The sequence below is a fragment of the Candidatus Pseudothioglobus sp. Uisw_016 genome (genome assembly GCF_048087635.1).
In the GTDB taxonomy this organism is placed as follows: domain Bacteria; phylum Pseudomonadota; class Gammaproteobacteria; order PS1; family Pseudothioglobaceae; genus Pseudothioglobus.
Genome location: NZ_CP159806.1, coordinates 1,685,173 through 1,702,514 on the forward strand (window position 1 = coordinate 1,685,173; position 17,342 = coordinate 1,702,514).

General features: G+C 36.1%; 22 protein-coding genes and 1 pseudogene. 12 read left to right on the forward strand and 11 right to left on the reverse strand.

The genetic code is table 11. From position 1 onward, the window contains the following. Position 1: 1 nt before the first annotated feature. The 8 genes from atpA to ABXT69_RS08610 form a co-directional block, all read right to left on the reverse strand. Positions 2–1,543 carry a F0F1 ATP synthase subunit alpha gene (atpA, locus tag ABXT69_RS08575; RefSeq protein WP_416677978.1) on the reverse strand — a complete coding sequence of 514 codons (1,542 nt, stop codon included), beginning with the start codon at positions 1,541–1,543 and terminating at the stop codon, positions 2–4. Between the two features lie 21 nt (positions 1,544–1,564). Further along, positions 1,565–2,113, reverse strand: a complete 549-nt coding sequence (locus ABXT69_RS08580; protein ID WP_416677979.1) for a F0F1 ATP synthase subunit delta — start codon at positions 2,111–2,113, stop codon at positions 1,565–1,567. 9 nt (positions 2,114–2,122) lie between these two features. Continuing rightward, entirely contained in the window at positions 2,123–2,593 is a 471-nt protein-coding gene (locus ABXT69_RS08585) for a F0F1 ATP synthase subunit B (protein WP_416651964.1), read from the reverse strand. A 34-nt stretch (positions 2,594–2,627) separates the two neighbouring features. Further along, positions 2,628–2,861 carry a F0F1 ATP synthase subunit C gene (gene atpE / locus ABXT69_RS08590; protein WP_416651967.1) on the reverse strand — a complete coding sequence of 78 codons (234 nt, stop codon included), beginning with the start codon at positions 2,859–2,861 and terminating at the stop codon, positions 2,628–2,630. 37 nt (positions 2,862–2,898) lie between these two features. Continuing rightward, positions 2,899–3,723 (reverse strand): F0F1 ATP synthase subunit A, encoded by an 825-nt coding sequence (atpB, locus tag ABXT69_RS08595; protein WP_416651969.1) that lies wholly within the window; start codon positions 3,721–3,723, stop codon positions 2,899–2,901. Continuing rightward, complete coding sequence (locus ABXT69_RS08600; protein WP_416677980.1) at positions 3,723–4,064, reverse strand: ATP synthase subunit I; 342 nt, start codon at positions 4,062–4,064, stop codon at positions 3,723–3,725. Before ABXT69_RS08600 ends, atpB begins: the two co-directional genes overlap by 1 nt. Before the next feature lie 150 nt (positions 4,065–4,214). Continuing rightward, positions 4,215–5,876, reverse strand: coding sequence for a DNA repair protein RecN (gene recN / locus ABXT69_RS08605; protein ID WP_416677981.1), 1,662 nt, complete (start codon positions 5,874–5,876; stop codon positions 4,215–4,217). Between the two features lie 12 nt (positions 5,877–5,888). Next, entirely contained in the window at positions 5,889–6,707 is an 819-nt protein-coding gene (locus ABXT69_RS08610) for an NAD(+)/NADH kinase (protein ID WP_416677982.1), read from the reverse strand. A 65-nt stretch (positions 6,708–6,772) separates the two neighbouring features. On the opposite strand from ABXT69_RS08610, the gene grpE reads away from it, so the two are divergent. Continuing rightward, positions 6,773–7,315, forward strand: a complete 543-nt coding sequence (gene grpE, locus ABXT69_RS08615; RefSeq protein WP_416677983.1) for a nucleotide exchange factor GrpE — start codon at positions 6,773–6,775, stop codon at positions 7,313–7,315. A 71-nt stretch (positions 7,316–7,386) separates the two neighbouring features. Here grpE and ABXT69_RS08620 read toward each other — a convergent pair whose 3' ends face one another. Next, complete coding sequence (locus ABXT69_RS08620; RefSeq protein WP_416677984.1) at positions 7,387–7,770, reverse strand: DUF4174 domain-containing protein; 384 nt, start codon at positions 7,768–7,770, stop codon at positions 7,387–7,389. 128 nt (positions 7,771–7,898) lie between these two features. On the opposite strand from ABXT69_RS08620, the pseudogene ABXT69_RS08625 reads away from it, so the two are divergent. Continuing rightward, positions 7,899–7,964 (forward strand): annotated as a pseudogene (locus ABXT69_RS08625) (topoisomerase DNA-binding C4 zinc finger domain-containing protein); the annotation flags it as partial. Here ABXT69_RS08625 and ABXT69_RS08630 read toward each other — a convergent pair. Together ABXT69_RS08630 and ABXT69_RS08635 are read right to left on the reverse strand one after the other, a co-directional pair. Next, a complete protein-coding gene (locus tag ABXT69_RS08630; protein ID WP_416677986.1) occupies positions 7,961–8,383 on the reverse strand; it encodes a hypothetical protein in 423 nt (140 codons plus the stop codon). The pseudogene ABXT69_RS08625 and the gene ABXT69_RS08630 overlap by 4 nt on opposite strands. A gap of 79 nt (positions 8,384–8,462) precedes the next feature. Beyond that, the gene (locus ABXT69_RS08635; protein WP_416651983.1) at positions 8,463–8,825 is read right to left on the reverse strand and encodes a hypothetical protein; all 363 of its coding nucleotides are present in this window, start codon (positions 8,823–8,825) and stop codon (positions 8,463–8,465) included. A gap of 222 nt (positions 8,826–9,047) precedes the next feature. Between ABXT69_RS08635 and ABXT69_RS08640 the strand changes: the two genes are divergently transcribed. From ABXT69_RS08640 to ABXT69_RS08685, 10 genes are all read left to right on the forward strand, one after another. Further along, the gene (locus ABXT69_RS08640) at positions 9,048–9,356 is read left to right on the forward strand and encodes a hypothetical protein (RefSeq protein ID WP_416651985.1); all 309 of its coding nucleotides are present in this window, start codon (positions 9,048–9,050) and stop codon (positions 9,354–9,356) included. An 18-nt stretch (positions 9,357–9,374) separates the two neighbouring features. Beyond that, complete coding sequence (locus ABXT69_RS08645; RefSeq protein WP_416677987.1) at positions 9,375–9,989, forward strand: aspartyl/asparaginyl beta-hydroxylase domain-containing protein; 615 nt, start codon at positions 9,375–9,377, stop codon at positions 9,987–9,989. Positions 9,990–10,269: 280 nt separating this feature from the next. Further along, entirely contained in the window at positions 10,270–11,121 is an 852-nt protein-coding gene (locus tag ABXT69_RS08650) for an alpha/beta fold hydrolase (RefSeq protein ID WP_416677988.1), read from the forward strand. After that, entirely contained in the window at positions 11,118–12,065 is a 948-nt protein-coding gene (locus ABXT69_RS08655; protein ID WP_416677989.1) for a flavin reductase family protein, read from the forward strand. The genes ABXT69_RS08650 and ABXT69_RS08655 overlap by 4 nt, the downstream gene beginning before the upstream one ends. An 11-nt stretch (positions 12,066–12,076) precedes the next feature. Next, positions 12,077–13,114, forward strand: a complete 1,038-nt coding sequence (locus ABXT69_RS08660) for an LLM class flavin-dependent oxidoreductase (protein ID WP_416677990.1) — start codon at positions 12,077–12,079, stop codon at positions 13,112–13,114. A gap of 12 nt (positions 13,115–13,126) precedes the next feature. Beyond that, positions 13,127–14,596, forward strand: coding sequence for an aldehyde dehydrogenase (locus ABXT69_RS08665; protein ID WP_416677992.1), 1,470 nt, complete (start codon positions 13,127–13,129; stop codon positions 14,594–14,596). Positions 14,597–14,626: 30 nt separating this feature from the next. Continuing rightward, a complete protein-coding gene (locus ABXT69_RS08670; protein ID WP_416677993.1) occupies positions 14,627–15,007 on the forward strand; it encodes a carboxymuconolactone decarboxylase family protein in 381 nt (126 codons plus the stop codon). A gap of 56 nt (positions 15,008–15,063) precedes the next feature. After that, positions 15,064–16,224 carry an LLM class flavin-dependent oxidoreductase gene (locus ABXT69_RS08675; RefSeq protein ID WP_416677994.1) on the forward strand — a complete coding sequence of 387 codons (1,161 nt, stop codon included), beginning with the start codon at positions 15,064–15,066 and terminating at the stop codon, positions 16,222–16,224. Positions 16,225–16,242: 18 nt separating this feature from the next. Beyond that, a complete protein-coding gene (locus ABXT69_RS08680; RefSeq protein WP_416651999.1) occupies positions 16,243–16,914 on the forward strand; it encodes a glutathione S-transferase family protein in 672 nt (223 codons plus the stop codon). Between the two features lie 9 nt (positions 16,915–16,923). Then, on the forward strand, positions 16,924–17,331 hold the full coding sequence (locus tag ABXT69_RS08685; protein WP_416677995.1) for a nuclear transport factor 2 family protein: 408 nt from the start codon (positions 16,924–16,926) through the stop codon (positions 17,329–17,331). Positions 17,332–17,342 lie beyond the last annotated feature (11 nt).

Here is a 17,342-nt window from a genome sequence, read left to right on the forward strand (position 1 = left end):
TCTACCAGGTATTGTTAGCTTTAAAATCATCAATAGCAGCTTGAAGTTTTGCTGATATATCATCATTGTAGTCACCAGACTCATTAATAGATGCCATCAATTCAGCCTGATTAGCATTCATATAAGCTAAGAGTGCGCCTTCAAATGCAACAACTTTATTCGCCTCAACATCATCTAGTGCGCCAGAATTAGCAGCAAAAAGTGACGTCGCAGTTTCAGCAACATTTAGAGGGGAGTATTGTGCTTGCTTCATTAGTTCGGTTACGCGTATGCCTCGATCAATTTGAGCTTTAGTTTCAGCATCTAAATCAGATGCAAACTGAGCAAACGCCGCTAATTCACGATACTGTGCTAAGTCAAGGCGAATACTACCACCAAGCTTTTTAACAATTTTCGTTTGTGCTGCACCGCCAACTCTAGAAACTGAAAGGCCCGCATTAATTGCCGGTCGAATACCAGAATTAAATAGGTCTGTTTCTAAGAAGATTTGACCGTCTGTAATGGAAATTACATTTGTTGGAACAAACGCCGAAACGTCTCCAGCCTGAGTTTCAATTATAGGAAGAGCTGTCAAAGAACCTGTCTTACCTTTCACCTCTCCATTTGTTACTTTTTCTACATACTCCGCGTTAACTCTTGATGCTCTTTCTAATAAACGAGAGTGAAGATAGAATACATCCCCTGGATATGCTTCACGTCCTGGTGGGCGCTTTAAAAGAAGCGATACTTGGCGGTATGCCCATGCTTGCTTTGTCAAATCATCATAAACAATTAGTGCATCTTCGCCACGATCTCTGAAATATTCGCCCATTGCACATCCAGCGTAAGGAGCAATATATTGAAGAGCTGCAGAGTCAGAAGCGGCTGCAGCAACAATAATAGTATGCTCTAATGCTCCATGCTCTTCTAGCTTGCGAACTACAGTAGCAATTGAAGACGCCTTTTGTCCAATTGCAACATAGATACATTTAACGCCTGTACCTTTTTGATTAATAATGGCATCAATTGCAACGGCAGTTTTTCCAGTTTGGCGATCACCAATAATAAGTTCGCGCTGTCCACGTCCAATTGGAACCATTGCATCAATCGCCTTAATACCAGTTTGAATTGGTTGATCAACTGATTGTCTTTCAATAACGCCAGGAGCAACAACTTCAATTGGGCGAGTGATAGATGTTTTTATTTCTCCCTTACCTTCTAGGTCTACTCCAAGAGGATTAACAACGCGTCCAAGCAGCTCATTACCAACTGGCACTTCCATAATTCGATTTGTACACTTAACAGTGTCGCCTTCTGAAATGTGAAGGTAATCACCTAATACAACTGCACCAACAGAATCTTGTTCAAGGTTAAGCGCTAAACCAAAAGTATTTCCTGGAAATTCTAGCATCTCACCAAACTGAGCATCTGCTAGACCATGAATACGAACGATTCCATCACTTACACTAATTACTGTGCCTTCTGTGCGAGCTTCAGCTGAAAAGTCAAACCCCTCTATTTCTTTTTTAATTAAATCACTGATTTCAGAAGCATTTAATTGCATAACTAACCTCTCTTTATAAAATTAATTTACAGACAAGGAGACACCTAGAGCATCTACTTTTGCCTTAATTGATGTATCAATTACCTTATCACCTTCTTTAATAATGACACCACCTTTAAGGGTCACATCAATTTCAGTTTCAACAGATACAGTTGTTTTATGTTTACTTGTTAAATCTTTAACGATTGCTTGTTGTTCGTCTTCACTAAGCTCATAAGCGCTAATAACTTTAAAGTTCTTGCTCTTGTTAGCATTAGAAACTGTCGATTCAAACACATTAGCTATACTGCTAATTGCACTCGAACGATCGTTGTTTAAAACAAGATTAATAAAAGCCGCCTCTTGTTTACTTAAATCTTTTGAAGTCATTCTTGCAATTAAAGCAGAAATTAAATCAAATTTTTGATTTTTACTTTTGCTTGGAGATGCAATAAAAGTCTTTGTATTTTTATCAGCCATAATTACAGTAGCAGCAGCTAAAAAGTCACTCCATCCTAAAACAGAATTACTTTGTTCAGCAATTTCAAAAATCGCTTGAGCGTATGGCTTGGCAATTGTTGATAATTCCATCCTACCGTCCTAGAGTGATTGAGACAACTTAGAAAGCATATCTTTATGTGCCTTAGCATCAACTTCTTTCTCTAAAACTGAGTTGACTCCCTGCATAACCAAAGTTGAGACTTGATTTTTAAGCTCATTACGTGCCTTCACAACCTCTTGGTCTAGTTCAGACTTAGCGTGTGCTTTAATCTTATCAGCCTCTTCAGAAGCTGTGCCTTTAGCTTTATCAATCATTCCATTAGCTTGTTTATCAGCATTTGCAATAATTTCAGCCGCTTGGGTTTTAGTGCTTTCTATTAGATCTTCAGCATTTTTCTGGGCTAAAGCATGCTCTTCTTTTCCAAGTTCTGCAGCTTTTAATCCATCTTCGATTGCCTTTTTGCGAGCAGCCATTGCCTCAACGAGTGGAGGCCAAACAAACTTCATGCAGAACAAGACAAACATGGCAAACATGATTGTTTGCCCAATGAGTGTAAGGTTAATATTCATAACTTAATACCCTTAATTATTAAAAGAATACAATTTATCCAGCAACCGCAAACAATATATACATTGATATACCAACTGCGATCATAGGTACCGCATCAACAAGCCCCATAACAATAAACATTTGTGTTCTTAGCATTGGAATAAGTTCCGGCTGACGCGCAGCACCTTCAATGAATTTAGCACCAAGAATACCGATACCTACAGCAGCGCCTAATGCACCTAAACCCATTAAAATAGATCCTGCTAAAAATAATATACTTTGTTCCATTTTTTACTCCTACTTATAAAAACTGTTTAAAAAAAAATTAATGCTCTTTTTGGTGTGCCATATCCATATATACAATCACTAAAGTCATAAAGATAAATGCCTGAAGTAATACAATTAAGATATGAAAAATAGCCCACGGTAAAGACAGGCTCCACTGAATCCAGAATGGCAACAGTGCGATTAGAATGAAGATCATTTCACCTGCATACATGTTTCCAAATAAACGTAATGCAAGAGAAACTGGCTTTGCCAGTAAGTTCACCCCTTCTAAAAAGAAGTTAAAAGGCAACATCCATTTACCAAAAGGATGGAGCGTTAGTTCGCCTACAAATCCACCAAGGCCTTTTTCTTTAATACTGTAGTAAAGAATTAATATGAAAATACCGATAGACATTCCGAATGTAGCATTAGGGTCGGTTGTTGGAACCACCTTAAGAAAATCAATACCTAGAACAACAGCTAGAGATGGAAGCCAATCAACAGGCACTAAATCCATCGTATTCATTAAGATTATCCAAATAAATGTCGTTAAAGCAAGAGGGGCAACCATAGGGTTTTTACCACTGAAAGAACCACGTACATTTTCATCAATAAATTCAATAATGCTTTCTACAAAATTTTGAAACCCACTTGGAGCGTCAATAGAAGCACGTTTTGCTGCTCTAGCAAAAAAGAATAAAAATAGCGCGCCTAAAACAAAAGAAAATCCAAGAGTATCAACATGGAAAGCCATGAAACCCATTTCTTTTGCTTCTAAAGCACTTTCAGCAAACCCCCAATGACCATCTGGAAATTTTCCGTAAGTTAAATTTTGTAAATGGTGCTTAATATAAGCGCCAGATGTTAGTTCACCACTTGCCATTATTTTTGCCTTAACCTATCTAATATAAATCCTACCTGACCAACAACTAAACTCAAACAGAGAGCTGCGGGCTCAAGTTCTAAAAAACCAAGTCCAATTAAAGCTAGTAGGATTAGAGAGAGCATCCTAATGATACTGCTGCTGATCGCCATCCTAAAGCTTTTTTGTGCATCAGCATCAACCAATGCTTTTTGTTTTTTTGTATACCAATTAAATATCCAGGTATTGCTTAAACTTACTAAGGCACCATAAAAGGCGGCAACTGCAAAACCATCAGTGGCATAAAAAACAACAATTAAAGCTAGGAGAAAGTATTGAATAAGTGAGCTTATTGATTTCACTTTTTCGATATTCACCCTGACTATGCACAAACGAAATATTATACAATTTAATGTTTAATAGTCAAGTCCTACAAAGACAATTTATTTACTGTGAAGCAAAATAAATTTACGCAATTTATTAAAGCTTATTTTCAAAAAAAATTCAGTTGATTAAGAGCTTGAATTTATCATCTCTTCAGCAGCTATTCGAGTCTTATCACTGATTATAATCCCGCCTAAGATTCTTGCCACTTCGTCCGTCCTTTCTTTTGGACTTAGGCTTGCAACTTGGGTAAAAGTTGAGCCATTTTTTTGCGTTTTTACAACCTTCATATGATCTTGTCCCTGAGCTGCAACCTGAGCAAGGTGGGTTACACAAATAATTTGATATCGATTTGATAATTTTTTTAACATTTGGCCAACAATTTCAGCAACTGATCCACTGATACCTACGTCGACTTCATCAAATACAACTGATGGGGTGAGTTCAGTTTTACTTGTGACAACTGAAAGTGCTAGAGATATTCTTGATAACTCTCCACCTGAGGCTACTTTACCTAGTGGCTTAAAATCCTGTCCAGCGTTAGTTTTTGTAAGAATGATAATGTCCTCCATACCATTAGCCCTTACAGATCCTTCAGAAGAGTTAATGCTAAAAGTAATTTGACTCCCAGGCATTCCAAGTTTTTGCATTAAGCTTGTAACCTCTTTTGAAAGAGACTTGCTAGCAATTACCCTTTCAGCACTCAACAACTTTGACTTAGCATAATATTCTTTCTCAAATTTACTTTGCGCGAGTAATAACTGTTCTATCTTATCGCTCGATGAGCCCAACATATTAAGATTTTCTTGCAAAGCTAATTGTGCCTCAAGTAGTCCTTGAATTCGACAATTGTGCTTACGACCAAGCTCATGAAGCTCATTAATTCTAGAGCTAAGTTGTGCTGAATTATCTTCTTGGCTGCTAATCTTACCAAGGTAATCTGTCAAGTCATAAATTCCTTCTTGAACCTGAAGCTGGGCACTAGCCAGCAATGAATGAATTGTGTCTAACCGCGAATCAAGCTCTTTCGACTGATTAACAATATTTTCACTCTCAATTAACACATTATTAACGCCTTTTTCGTTGTCAAGAGAGTTTATTATCTTAGAAATTTTTTCAACAAGCTCGCTTGCGTTTGTTGAGACTTTATAGTCATCCTCAATATTATCAAGCTCATCCTGAGTCATTTCAGCTTGAATAAGCTCATTCAGTTGATGGGTTATTAACTCTTTTTGGGCTGCAAGGAGAGAGTTATTATTTTGTAAGTTTTCAACCTCATTCTTGACCGCTTGATAGTTGTGGACAATATTATTTACCTCTTCACACTGCTTTTGAGTGCCGGCATAATCATCAAGTAGTAAGCGATGATGGTTCGCTCGAAGTAACAGCTGATGCTCATTTTGGCCATGCATATCAATCAAAAAACTGCCAATATCTTTTAGTGTTGATAAAGGCACATTAGAACCATTGACGTATGAACGAGACTTTCCATCTGAAGCAATAACTCTTCGTAAGATGCACTCATTCTCATTTTCTAAATCCAAGCCCTCTAAAAAAGTTCTAAGCTCGGTTCCAGAATTCAAACTAAATGTAGCCACAATTTCAGCCTTACTTGCGCCTTTCCTAACGAGAGAGGAATCAGAACGACCTCCAACAACTAAACTTAATGCCTGAATTAAGATTGATTTACCTGCACCTGTCTCACCCGTCACAACAGTCATGCCAGACTTAAACTCAATACTTAAGTCTTCGACAACAACTAAATTTTTTACATGTAAGTGCTCAAGCATATCTTTAATTTATTAAACTTTTTGGCCCCAATGAAGCTTTGACCTGATAATTTCAAAATAGTCGTAACCTTTTGGATGAATTAGATGGACAAAATTTTCATGTTGCTTCACTCTAAGAGCAACCCCTTCTGATGCATGAACTGAGGACTGAGCATCAAAACTAATTGTTGCCCTATCTTCGCAATCTAAAAGAGTAATCAATACCTCACTTTCGCCATCAAGAATGAACGGTCTATGACTCATTGTATGAGGGCTGATTGATACTAGGCAAATCGCATTTGTACTCGGGTGCATAATTGGGCCTCCGCTAGAAAGTGCATACGCAGTAGAGCCAGTAGGTGTGGTAACTATAATTCCATCTGCCCTCTGATTGTTCACAAAGTCTCCATCAACATTCAGTTCAAACTCTATCATTCTTGGAGTTTCATTCCTATGAATTACCACCTCATTAAATGCTAGATGTTTTGACAATACTTTACCATTTTGTTCAATTTGACAGCTTAAAAGAGATCTTTTCTCTTTGATAAACTCACCATTTAGAACCGCACTAACAACTGGCGTCATTGAGTCAACTGAAACGTCAGCAAGAAAACCAAGGCGTCCTAAATTAACTCCAAGTATAGGAATATTGAAGTCTACATAAGTTCTTGCGGTATTCAATATGGTACCGTCACCACCAACAACAATAATTAGATCAGCATTTTTCTCAAAGTCTTTTTGATCCTCCAACAAAATAACACCAAGATCTTTAAGGAGAACACCAAGCTCCAGGGCAGTTTTTTGACTGGTAAAATCGTTTGGTTTACAGATAACGCCAATAGAATTAAACATAGGCCTTGAAATATACTAAAAAGTAACTACATAACATGTTAAATATACATTAGTTTGGTTAAAAAATGACAAAAAAGAAAGAACAAAAAACTCAAGATGATACCTCTAATGAGGCTCAAGAAGATGTACTTGATGATAACAAAAATGAAGATTTAGCGACTCAGCTTTTAGAGGCACAGCAATCTGCAAAAGATAATTGGGATAAGCTTTTACGCTCCCAAGCTGAGATGGAAAACCTTAAAAGACGTACATCAAAAGATCTTGAGAATGCCCATAAATATGCACTTGATGGTTTTGTTAAAGCCCTATTAGAGGTCAACGACTCTCTTTCAATGGGACTTAAGCTAGCAATGGATGAAAATGCAACTCTAGCAAATACAATTGAAGGAATTGAGCTTACAAATAAAGTTTTTATGTCAACTCTTGAAAAATTTGGAGTTGAGGCTATAAATCCTGTTGATGAAAAATTTAACCCAGAATTGCATGAGGCAGTAACTATGGCGCCGATGCCAGACAAAATATCAAACACTGTTTTAGAGGTTATCCAAGTTGGATTTACTTTAAATGGTCGATTAGTCCGCCCAGCACTGGTAATAGTCGTACAATAACCGACCCCTCTACAACCCCTGCTCCAATAGGACAAAAAAAACAAACGTGTAAGTAAATCAGTTACAAAACCTTAATTACATTTTTCATTTTGTTCAGACATTTCACTCTTTCTTATTGTCATTGCATCAATAATATTGTGAATTTCTTTTAGTAATGAGGTGTCATTTGAATATGATTTGTCTCCACCATCATAACCAATTAACCAAAGTCCATATTTATTCTTATATCTATCTGGAATAGTATATTTATTAATATCATCTCCAACAATTCTAATGTACTTCAAATTTCTTGCTTCATTTTCACAACTATTTGTTTTAAAAAAATCGTCAGTTTCATTAATGAAATGAATATCTTTTGTAATAAATAGGACTATTCTTTTGTCCCATGAGAATGAATTAATATATTCTTCTAAATTTATTTTTCCACTTGAATTAATCATGATTGGAAAAAACAAAGTTAACAATAGGCACAATACTTTTATCCTGTTCATCAGAGTACTTATTGTATCTAGATTCTATTAGTGCGACTTTAAATTTGTCAAAAAATTCAATCAAACTGGAGACTGTTAAATAAAAATCATGGTCAAAAAGAGGTGCCCAGTTTGTAGGATGTAGTGGTTATCCTAAATGTAAATTTACTTTAAATTAAAGATTTAAATAATCTTTAAATTCATCCTTGACATCACTACCAATGTCATTAGTTAGGTACTCGTAAACATTAAAGATACAATCATAATAAATATCAGATAAAAATTCATCAATCTTTTCATAATCCTCATGATCATGATCAACCCACCATCTTGAATGTGGGTCTTCTTCAACTTCATTCATCATTTCAGAATCTAAAAACCTCAGATAGTGTTTTTCTACGTACATAATTCTGTGAATTAACATATGTAATGATCCTTCAGACATTCCGTCAACTCTAGTGATATTAAAGGAATCATCTGAAAAGTTTGTTCTGACCTTAGTAAAGTTATAGGTTGATGATTTAGTGTCATCAATAATCGTTGTCAATTCTTTTGTAACAAATCTAATTATTGAGTGTTTAACAAAGTTATTCATCATAATTTTTATTTTATTATAAATATGACTTTGTTAGGTGTCTCCAACTTACAAAATCAGTCAGTCAAAAATACAACTGGATTTAACTCTTCTTACTTTGATGAACGACTACTGGATTTGTTATATTCTTCTTTATTAACTTATTAATAAATGTTTGTTTATCTTTAAGAAGTAGTTCAAGATACTCATCATTGTTGCAAAACGCCACATTACCATCTGTATCTTCAATATAAAAATAACCCCAATCAGTAATATCATCAAGACTAGTTGTTTGATCAGGTGCTAAGTGTTGAGTGTAGAAATGTTTCCACCATCTTTGAGAAATCCCTTCACTTTGTTGAAGTTGAAGTTGAAGTGACTCTAAATTTTCTGCATCAAAATCATATGTAACAAAATCCACCTCTTCATGATTTTCTACATAGTAGGTAACTGTAAAGTTTTTCATTTGCAAAATGTTACAGGACACAAAAAATATGTGGCAGAAAATCCATATACAAAAATGGCTTTATTAGTGGTGAAAAAGCCCTTGATTTCACTACACAGTTTTAGACTGCCAGAATGTCCTACTTTAAGAGGGCTTCAATTCAGTTATTTCTGAGATACTTTTGTTCACTCTGTGTTTATATTGAAATATAATTTAGAGATGCTTTCAAATGAATAAATATAAATGGCAACAAAAATAAATATCAAGCACACTCAAAGTGGAATGGTGAAGACAGGTTTTTATGGTTATAGTTGGACATATCTCATCTTTGGTTGGTTTGTTCCATTGTTTAGAGGTGAATTAGGTGTTGGGGCGCTTCATCTTCTTTTCACGATAGTAACTGGTGGTATTTGGCAAATTATTGTAAGTTTCCTATATAACAAACAATACATGACAAGAATGCTAACAAATGGCTGGGTTCTTGATGGGTCCGATTCAGATAAAGTTCTTGCTGGAACTTCACTAGGCATATCGACACATACTAACAACTAAAAATCGTAATAGAATTAAGTGCATAATTTAAGAATTCCAATAGAGCCCTATGAGGGTGATTTATCAGGTGTTGCGGATTACCTCGATGGAATGAATTTTCAACTGTTAACTCAAATAACGCCTTATAAAAACAATAATATTTGGACAGCATTATCTCTTCACGGGTTTGGCTCAAATGCATCAGATATATTTAAACCAGGTTTTGTAGATACAAAGGTAGAAGTTGACACTCAATTGCAGTGGACTTCGCTATTCAATGAACCTATTATGAAGCCAATAAGTGAGATGATCTCTAAGCTACCTTGTAATTTTGAGAGAATTCGATTTACAAAATTAGTTGCAGGCAAGACTCTTAAAAAGCATACAGACAATATAGATGATGATATTAAAAATAAAAAGATTGTCAGGCTTCATATTCCTATTAGGACCAATAATGATGTTATTTTTACTTTTTATGAAAATGAAAATGATCTAAAAGGCAAGTTATTTAATCTCAAAACAGGGCACTATTACTACCTTGACGTTACGAAACATCATTCCGTAAGCAATAATAGCAATATTGATAGGTACCACCTAGTTATAGATTGCTTCGTAAATGATGAGTTAAAAACACTATTTAAGGGTATTTTTTGATATAAATACATTAATTGTCATAAAAATGAGCTATTTTTAGCTATTTTTTAACTAATAACAATGTTTTTATATACAAAAATAGTCAAATTACCATTTTTTAATCATTTTTTTAGATATCAAGTAATTTTTTTTAGATAATAAGCCATATTCTTAAAAAAATCGCATATTTTTGTCCCTTGACACATAACATTTAATACTCTATATTTCTTATTACTCAAGTCGGCAGGCAGTGAGAGAAAAAGGTGTGTGCCCTGTAAGAATATTTTACAAACATTTATAAATGGACTGGCTTGTGAAAGACCTTGAATTAAGCAATTATTCAGATATCCCCTCTCTTTTTGATAAAGATGGTACAGCCTACAAAATCTTTGGAGACGAACCTGCTACATTGATCTTTATACATGGTGTTGGAATGTGTGGAGAAATATGGCAGCCTCAAGTTGAACATTTTTCAAAAGATTATCGCGTAATAACTTATGACTTTTTAGGTCATGGAAAAAGCGTGCTCAAAAAGGACAAACTCACCCTAGAAGACTATGTAACTCAACTATACAATCTTGTTAATGAGATTGGAGTTACAAACTTTTCATTAATTGGACACTCAATGGGGGCAATTATTGCGGTTGCATTCGCATTAAAATATCCTAGAAAAGTTGACACACTCATTCCCATAAATATTGTCTTTAAGAGAACTAAAAAAGCCCAAGATGATGTAATTATGAGGGCTAAAGATGTCTTTAAATCTCAACAAATAACTAATATTAGTCAAACACTTGAAAGGTGGTTTAAAAACAAAACCAGCCCTGATGATTTACTGAAGATTAATAATGTTCGAAGCTGGCTTAACAATACCTCGCCAAAAGCTTACGCAGAAGCTTACTATTTATTTGCTACATCTGATCGAGTTTTTGTAAATAATCTTTCAAACTTACAACCACCTGTTTTATACTTAACCGGGAGTGAAGACCCTAATTCTACTTCGCTAATGTCTGAACAAATGGCTCAAGAAACTCCAAATAGCTGGAGTGATTCCATTGAAAGTGAGGCGCATATGATGGCATATATATCGGCAAAAAAAGTTAACTCAATAATAGAACATTTTCTTAATAACACTACCAATACTACTAAATGAAAACAGAAGAAACACGGGATCTAAGACAAGCACTTGGCTCTTTTCCAACAGGGGTAACTGTGGTTACAGCCAAAGATAAAGATGGAAGTCCAGTAGGATTTACTGCGAACTCTTTCACTTCAGTGTCGTTAGAGCCTCAATTAATATTGATATGTATTGACAAGGAGTCTTTCAACATAGAGTCGTTTTCTAAAGGTGGAAGTTTTGCAGTTAGTGTTCTCTCTGAAAGTCAGCAACATATATCAACCACTTTTGCAAGCCCTGAAACTGATCGCTTTAAAAATATTTCTTGGAAATCAAAAACTACAGGAAGCCCTATCATATCTGACTCAGTTGCCTGGTTTGATTGTGATACGGATAATATTATAGAGGGTGGTGATCACCTTATTCTTATTGGTAAGGTAAGGGAGTTTGGATACAATCCCCAAACCCCACTGGTTTATTTACGAGGAAATTATGTTAATCTCGGACTTGAACAAAAAATGCTCCTTGCAATGGAAAATAAAAACACAAAAATAATTGTTGGGGCGTTAATTGAATGGCGAAAAAAAATATTTCTTCTTACAGATCAAACAACTGGAATGCTTTATTTCCCAAATGCTTCAAGACTGGGTTCAACTTCTGACGAAGAAAGTCTTCTTGGAAGTCTCCAAAAGCAAAAAATACATATTAATGAACACTATCTATTTTCAGTATTTGAAAATAATGATGATAAAACTAGTCTTATATATTACCGCACAAAAGTCGAAGATGGCTCATCTATAACTACTGGACAATTCTATGAATTTGATTCAATACCGTTTGAACTTCTAGCTGATGATGCAAGTAGAATAATGCTTAAACGCTATATTGCAGAAAGAGATTTAAATGCTTTCGGAGTATTTGTGGGTAAGGAAAGTGAAGGCAATGTAGAGGCTATAAGTAAAACTAATCAAAATGTGTAGGAGCTATTAATATGAATTTTTCTTTATTTATACAAATGGAAAGAATAGATGAGGAGCAGTCGCAAAAGCGCTTGTATGAGGAGTATGTCGAGTTATGTCAAATAGCTGATAGGTCAGGTTTCAAAACAATATGGACTGGTGAACATCACGGCATGAACTTCACTATTGCTCCAAATCCATTTGTAAATCTAGCTGATTTAGCCAACAAAACAAAGAATGTTAGGCTTGGAACTGGAACAATTATTGCTCCTTTTTGGCACCCAATAAAACTTGCTGAAGAAGCAGCAATGACCGATATTATTTCAGGAGGTCGGCTTGAAATTGGTATAGCTCGGGGAGCTTACTCTTTTGAGTATGACCGCCTTGCAGATGGTATAGATCCTTTTTCAGCTGGAAGCTCTATGAGAGAGATTGTCCCAGCAATTAAGGGCTTGTGGAGAGGTGACTACACAGGTGAAGGAGAACACTGGTCCTTCCCAAAAACTACTAGCTCACCAAAACCCCTTCAATCCCCTCACCCGCCCATTTGGATTGCAGCAAGGGATCAACATTCTCATGACTTTGCAGTTCAGCAGGGCTGCAATGTTCAAGTAACTCCTCTATGGCTTGGTGATGATGAGGTTGTCTCATTGATGGAAAAATTCAATAACTCCTGTGAGAAATTTAAAGATATAGAGCGTCCAAAAATAATGGTATTACGCCATACATTTGTGGGTGAGAGTGAAGAAGAAGTTGTTCAAGGCGCTAAAGATATATCTAGATTCTACTGTTATTTTGGTGCATGGTTTAAAAATGAAAGACCTATTAATCAAGGGCTTATTGAGAAACTTACGGAAGAAGAAATGTCTAAGATTGAAATGTACTCACCTGAAAAAATGCGTCAAAATAGTATTATAGGAACTCCTGATAAAGTTATTGAGCGTATTAAGTTTTGCGAGAATCTTGGTTTTGACGAATATAGTTACTGGATTGATAGTAGCATGAGCTTTGAAAAGAAAAAGAAATCTTTAGAGCTTTTTATTGAAAAAGTGATGCCTGAATTTACTTAAAGAGGATGGGACATGGAGCACTTTAAACACTACATTAATGGTAAGTTTAGTTCTGGATCAGAGCGCTTTGAGACTCTTAATCCTGCAAATGGTATGCCATGGGCAACCTTTCCATCTGCGACAGAAGATGAGTCTAACTTTGCTATAGAGTCTGCACATAAAGCACTCTATGATGGTGCCTGGTCAAGCCTTACCCCCACTCAAAGAGGTAAGTTAATTCATAGGCTTGGTGATTTAATCTCTGAACATGCTAGCGAATTAGGTGATCTCGAGACTAGGGATAGTGGAAAGTTAGCGGTTGAAACTCGCGCTCAATCCAGCTATGTTTCTGACTACTACTATTACTATGCGGGCCTAGCAGACAAAATACAGGGAGAAGTTCTTCCTATTGACAAGCCTGATATGCGTGTTTTTACAACCCGTGAACCTATTGGGGTTGTTGTTGCTATTGTTCCTTGGAATGCTCAACTCTTTCTTTCAGCAACCAAAATAGCTCCTGCCTTAGCTGCTGGCAATACACTAGTAGTAAAAGCGTCGGAGCAGGCCCCAGCTGCATTATTTAAATTTGCTGAATTGGTTGAAAAAAGTGGCTTTCCTCCTGGAGTTATAAATATCATAACTGGCTTTGCAGAGCCCTGTGGGCGCGTATTAACTACGCATCCAAAAGTTGCGAGAATTGCTTTTACTGGAGGCACTGAAGTTGCGAGACATATTGTTAGGAATAGTGCTGAAAACTTTGCTCATGTAAGTCTTGAGCTTGGTGGTAAATCACCCATGCTAATATTTGAAGACTGCAATATTGATGGGGCAGTAAATGGCATTATTGCAGGAAACTTTGGAGCTTCTGGGCAAAGCTGTGTTGCTGGCTCGCGCGTTTTTATTCAAAGATCAATACACTCTAAAATAGTTGACAAGATTAAAGAGCGCACAAAAAATATTATAGTTGGTGACCCCTTAGATAGTGATACACAGGTTGGTCCTCTTGCCACAAAACATCAGGTCGAAAGAGCGCTAAGCGTTGTTAAACAGTCTATTAAGCAAGGAGCTAGCCTTATTTTTGGAGGGAACAAGCCAAGTCATAAAAAAGAAGGATGGTACTTTGAGCCTACTCTACTTGATTGTCCTAATCAGGAATTTGATTGCGTTAAAACAGAACTATTTGCACCAGTAATAAGTGTCATTGCATTTGACACTGAGGAAGAAGCCATAAGGATGGCAAATGACTCTGCTTATGGTCTTGGTGCAGGAGTATTTACTGAAAACCTAGCAAGAGCTCATCGCGTTAGTGAAAAAATACAGTCTGGGATTGTTTGGATTAATACTTATCGAGCAATATCACCTATTGCTCCTTTTGGTGGAGTGAAGCAAAGTGGTGGTAGCAGAGAGGCTGGCATAGATGCTATTCATGAATACACTAGAACTAAAACAACCTGGATTAATACCTCTTCTGAACCAATGAGCAATCCTTTTATAATGAGATAAATAATCTTTAAAAAATTAACGGAGTAAATAATGGACAAAGAATTATTCGAACTAGGCTTATCAAAGAGAAAAGCAACCCTTGGAAGTGACTATGTAGAAAAAAACCTAGAGGCCGCTGATGATTTTAACGAAGACTTTCAAAAACAAATGACTGAGTGGTGCTGGGGCTTTGGATGGGGTGATGACACCATTAATGAAAAAACTAGGTCTATGATGAATCTAACAATGATTGCTGCCCTTGGAAAAATGGATGAATGGGAAATCCATCTCAAAGGAGCTTTAACGAATGGAGTAAGTAAGGATGAGATTAAATCAATACTCCATGTTATTGCAATCTATTGCGGAGTTCCTCAAGGAGTTGAGTGTTTTAAAATTGCAAGAAAAGTTTTAGAGAATGCTGGTGAGATTTAAGTGCCAAAAAATTCTTACAATTATTTGGATATAACTTAAATGACTTTTGGATATCTATGAGATTTGATTTTGTTCCATTTTTTAATCCAGGGGAAAATATTCCTTGGAATCGTGTTGTTAAAATGATGCGTGAGCAAACGAATTTAGCTGAACAGGCTGATTTCACAACTGTTTGGCTTACAGAGCATCACTTTGCACACAATGGTTATCTAAATGCTCCACCTAATCCAATAATGATGTCTCTTGATCTAGCTTCTCACTCAAAAAGAATAAGAGTAGGTCAGGCACCAATCGTTCTTCCTGATTGGCATCCATTAAGAGTGGCAGAAGATATAGCACTGCTTGACAACATGACTGAAGGAAGGGTTGATTTTGGTGTTGCCAAGGGTATTAATGAAAGGGTGACAATTCAATTCAATAAAGAGGCTGATCGAAGAGATAATGAAAAAAGCTACAGACTATTCATGGAGTCTCTTGAAGTCATATTAAAAGCATGGACCCAAGATCCATTTTCACATAAGGGAGAGTTTTATGAGTTCCCTGTTCCCGGTTGGAAAGAAACAAACCGATTCTTAATGCCTCTTGAAAAAGAATATCACTCAAAAGAAGGTGAATATACTGGTATGTATATCCATCCTAGGCCTTATCAAAATCCACATCCTCCAGTATGGCTAATGTCGAATTCACCACACACCTATAAATTAGCTGCTGAGAGAGGATTTAAGGTGATTGGCATGTCGAGCCCTCCAGGAAAGCTTGTAAGTTGTTGGGATGCCTATGCCAATGCAGAGTCACATGATGGGGCAAAATACCAAAGAGGGGATGGTGTTGGAGTATGCACTGTTATTTATGTTGCTGAAACAATGGAGCAGGCTGACAAAGATGCTAGAGCTGCAATCAATGGCTATTATGAATATCTAAGTGGTTCGAGACCAGAAGGAAGTTGGACTAGAAAAGCCTATCTAGATGAAGATGCCAATCCAACTGATGAAGATCTCAATGGAGAGTGGTTTGATTTCCTTATGAAGTATGAACTGATATGGGTTGGTGATGCAGACTATGTTGCTGAGAAAATTGATAAGCTTAATAAATCAATTGGTCTAAATCATATTATGCTGCTTCAACAATTTCCAGGATTTGACTATCAAAAAATACTCAAAAGCATGGCTTTATTTTCTGAGAGGGTTATGCCCAGGTTTAATCCAGATGGAGTTTAAGAATAGGAGATTAGATAAATGTTAGAAGTTTGGGGTAGAAAAAATGCTAATCAAGTTATACAGGTCCTTTGGACTCTATCTGAGTTAGGTGTTGATTACAAAAGGCACTCTATAGGAACTGAATCAGGTGATCTAGATGCTGATGATTATAAATCCCTTAACCCTAACTCAAAAATACCTACTATTCGTGACAATGGGTTTGTATTGTGGGAATCCCATGCAATAATTCGCTATCTTGCAAGGCAGTATGGTTTTGGTAATCTTTATCCTAAAGATCCTCAAAAGGCGGCAATCTCTGATCAATGGATGACCTGGTCTACAGATGGTTTTATGGGAACTTTTTTTCCTGTTTTTTGGCAGCTTGTTCGAACTGAAGAGTCACAAAGAGATTATAACAAGATTGCTGAAATGGCAAAGCAGAGTGCTGAAGTACTGAAAGTGCTTGAGGGGCATTTAGATAATAATAAATTTGTTGCTGGTGATGATTTTACTTATGGTGACATTCCTCTTGGTGTTTTAATACATAAGTACTTTGTCCTTGATATTAAAAGACCATCAATGCCTGGAATTGAAGCATGGTATCAAAGACTAACTGAGAGAAATCCTTACAAAGAACACGCAATGCAGCCATTTGGCAACTCACCTGAAGAATTCTTGAAATTACAAACCAAAGGTGAGAAAAATTTATAATTAACTTCTATGTCAATCTTTAATTCAAATATTTCAACGAAAGAAGCAGGAATAACCACCGATCTGCTTGATAAAATTACTAATGCCTACAATCAAAATGATATTGATAAAGTAATGTCATTTTTTGCGGAAGATGTGGTGTTTGACCATGCAACAGGGCCTAATATCAATGGTACTCGGTTTTCTGGACTGAATACTATCAGAGGAATTTTCGAGGGACTGTTTAATAGTGTTGAGAGTGTTCAATGGACCCCAATTGATACCAGGATTTCTGGAGACAAAGCTTACTGTGAATTTCATCGACTTGCAAAACTCAAATCTGGTGAAACTCAAGACTTTTTGAGTATTGATATCTTGACATTCCGTGATGGACTAATTATCCATAAAGATACTTTTTATAAAAGTAGAACTAACTAAAAAGGATTTTA

What these genes read in the sequence shown, in the direction of transcription:
- atpA (WP_416677978.1), bottom strand. Translation starts at nt 1,543, where the DNA reads ATGCAATTAAATGCTTCTGAAATCAGTGATTTAATTAAAAAAGAAATA.
- ABXT69_RS08580 (WP_416677979.1), bottom strand. Translation starts at nt 2,113, where the DNA reads ATGGAATTATCAACAATTGCCAAGCCATACGCTCAAGCGATTTTTGAA.
- ABXT69_RS08585 (WP_416651964.1), bottom strand. Translation starts at nt 2,593, where the DNA reads ATGAATATTAACCTTACACTCATTGGGCAAACAATCATGTTTGCCATG.
- atpE (WP_416651967.1), bottom strand. Translation starts at nt 2,861, where the DNA reads ATGGAACAAAGTATATTATTTTTAGCAGGATCTATTTTAATGGGTTTA.
- atpB (WP_416651969.1), bottom strand. Translation starts at nt 3,723, where the DNA reads ATGGCAAGTGGTGAACTAACATCTGGCGCTTATATTAAGCACCATTTA.
- recN (WP_416677981.1), bottom strand. Translation starts at nt 5,876, where the DNA reads ATGCTTGAGCACTTACATGTAAAAAATTTAGTTGTTGTCGAAGACTTA.
- ABXT69_RS08610 (WP_416677982.1), bottom strand. Translation starts at nt 6,707, where the DNA reads ATGTTTAATTCTATTGGCGTTATCTGTAAACCAAACGATTTTACCAGT.
- grpE (WP_416677983.1), top strand. Translation starts at nt 6,773, where the DNA reads ATGACAAAAAAGAAAGAACAAAAAACTCAAGATGATACCTCTAATGAG.
- ABXT69_RS08630 (WP_416677986.1), bottom strand. Translation starts at nt 8,383, where the DNA reads ATGATGAATAACTTTGTTAAACACTCAATAATTAGATTTGTTACAAAA.
- ABXT69_RS08635 (WP_416651983.1), bottom strand. Translation starts at nt 8,825, where the DNA reads ATGAAAAACTTTACAGTTACCTACTATGTAGAAAATCATGAAGAGGTG.
- ABXT69_RS08640 (WP_416651985.1), top strand. Translation starts at nt 9,048, where the DNA reads ATGGCAACAAAAATAAATATCAAGCACACTCAAAGTGGAATGGTGAAG.
- ABXT69_RS08650 (WP_416677988.1), top strand. Translation starts at nt 10,270, where the DNA reads ATGGACTGGCTTGTGAAAGACCTTGAATTAAGCAATTATTCAGATATC.
- ABXT69_RS08655 (WP_416677989.1), top strand. Translation starts at nt 11,118, where the DNA reads ATGAAAACAGAAGAAACACGGGATCTAAGACAAGCACTTGGCTCTTTT.
- ABXT69_RS08660 (WP_416677990.1), top strand. Translation starts at nt 12,077, where the DNA reads ATGAATTTTTCTTTATTTATACAAATGGAAAGAATAGATGAGGAGCAG.
- ABXT69_RS08665 (WP_416677992.1), top strand. Translation starts at nt 13,127, where the DNA reads ATGGAGCACTTTAAACACTACATTAATGGTAAGTTTAGTTCTGGATCA.
- ABXT69_RS08670 (WP_416677993.1), top strand. Translation starts at nt 14,627, where the DNA reads ATGGACAAAGAATTATTCGAACTAGGCTTATCAAAGAGAAAAGCAACC.
- ABXT69_RS08675 (WP_416677994.1), top strand. Translation starts at nt 15,064, where the DNA reads ATGAGATTTGATTTTGTTCCATTTTTTAATCCAGGGGAAAATATTCCT.
- ABXT69_RS08680 (WP_416651999.1), top strand. Translation starts at nt 16,243, where the DNA reads ATGTTAGAAGTTTGGGGTAGAAAAAATGCTAATCAAGTTATACAGGTC.
- ABXT69_RS08685 (WP_416677995.1), top strand. Translation starts at nt 16,924, where the DNA reads ATGTCAATCTTTAATTCAAATATTTCAACGAAAGAAGCAGGAATAACC.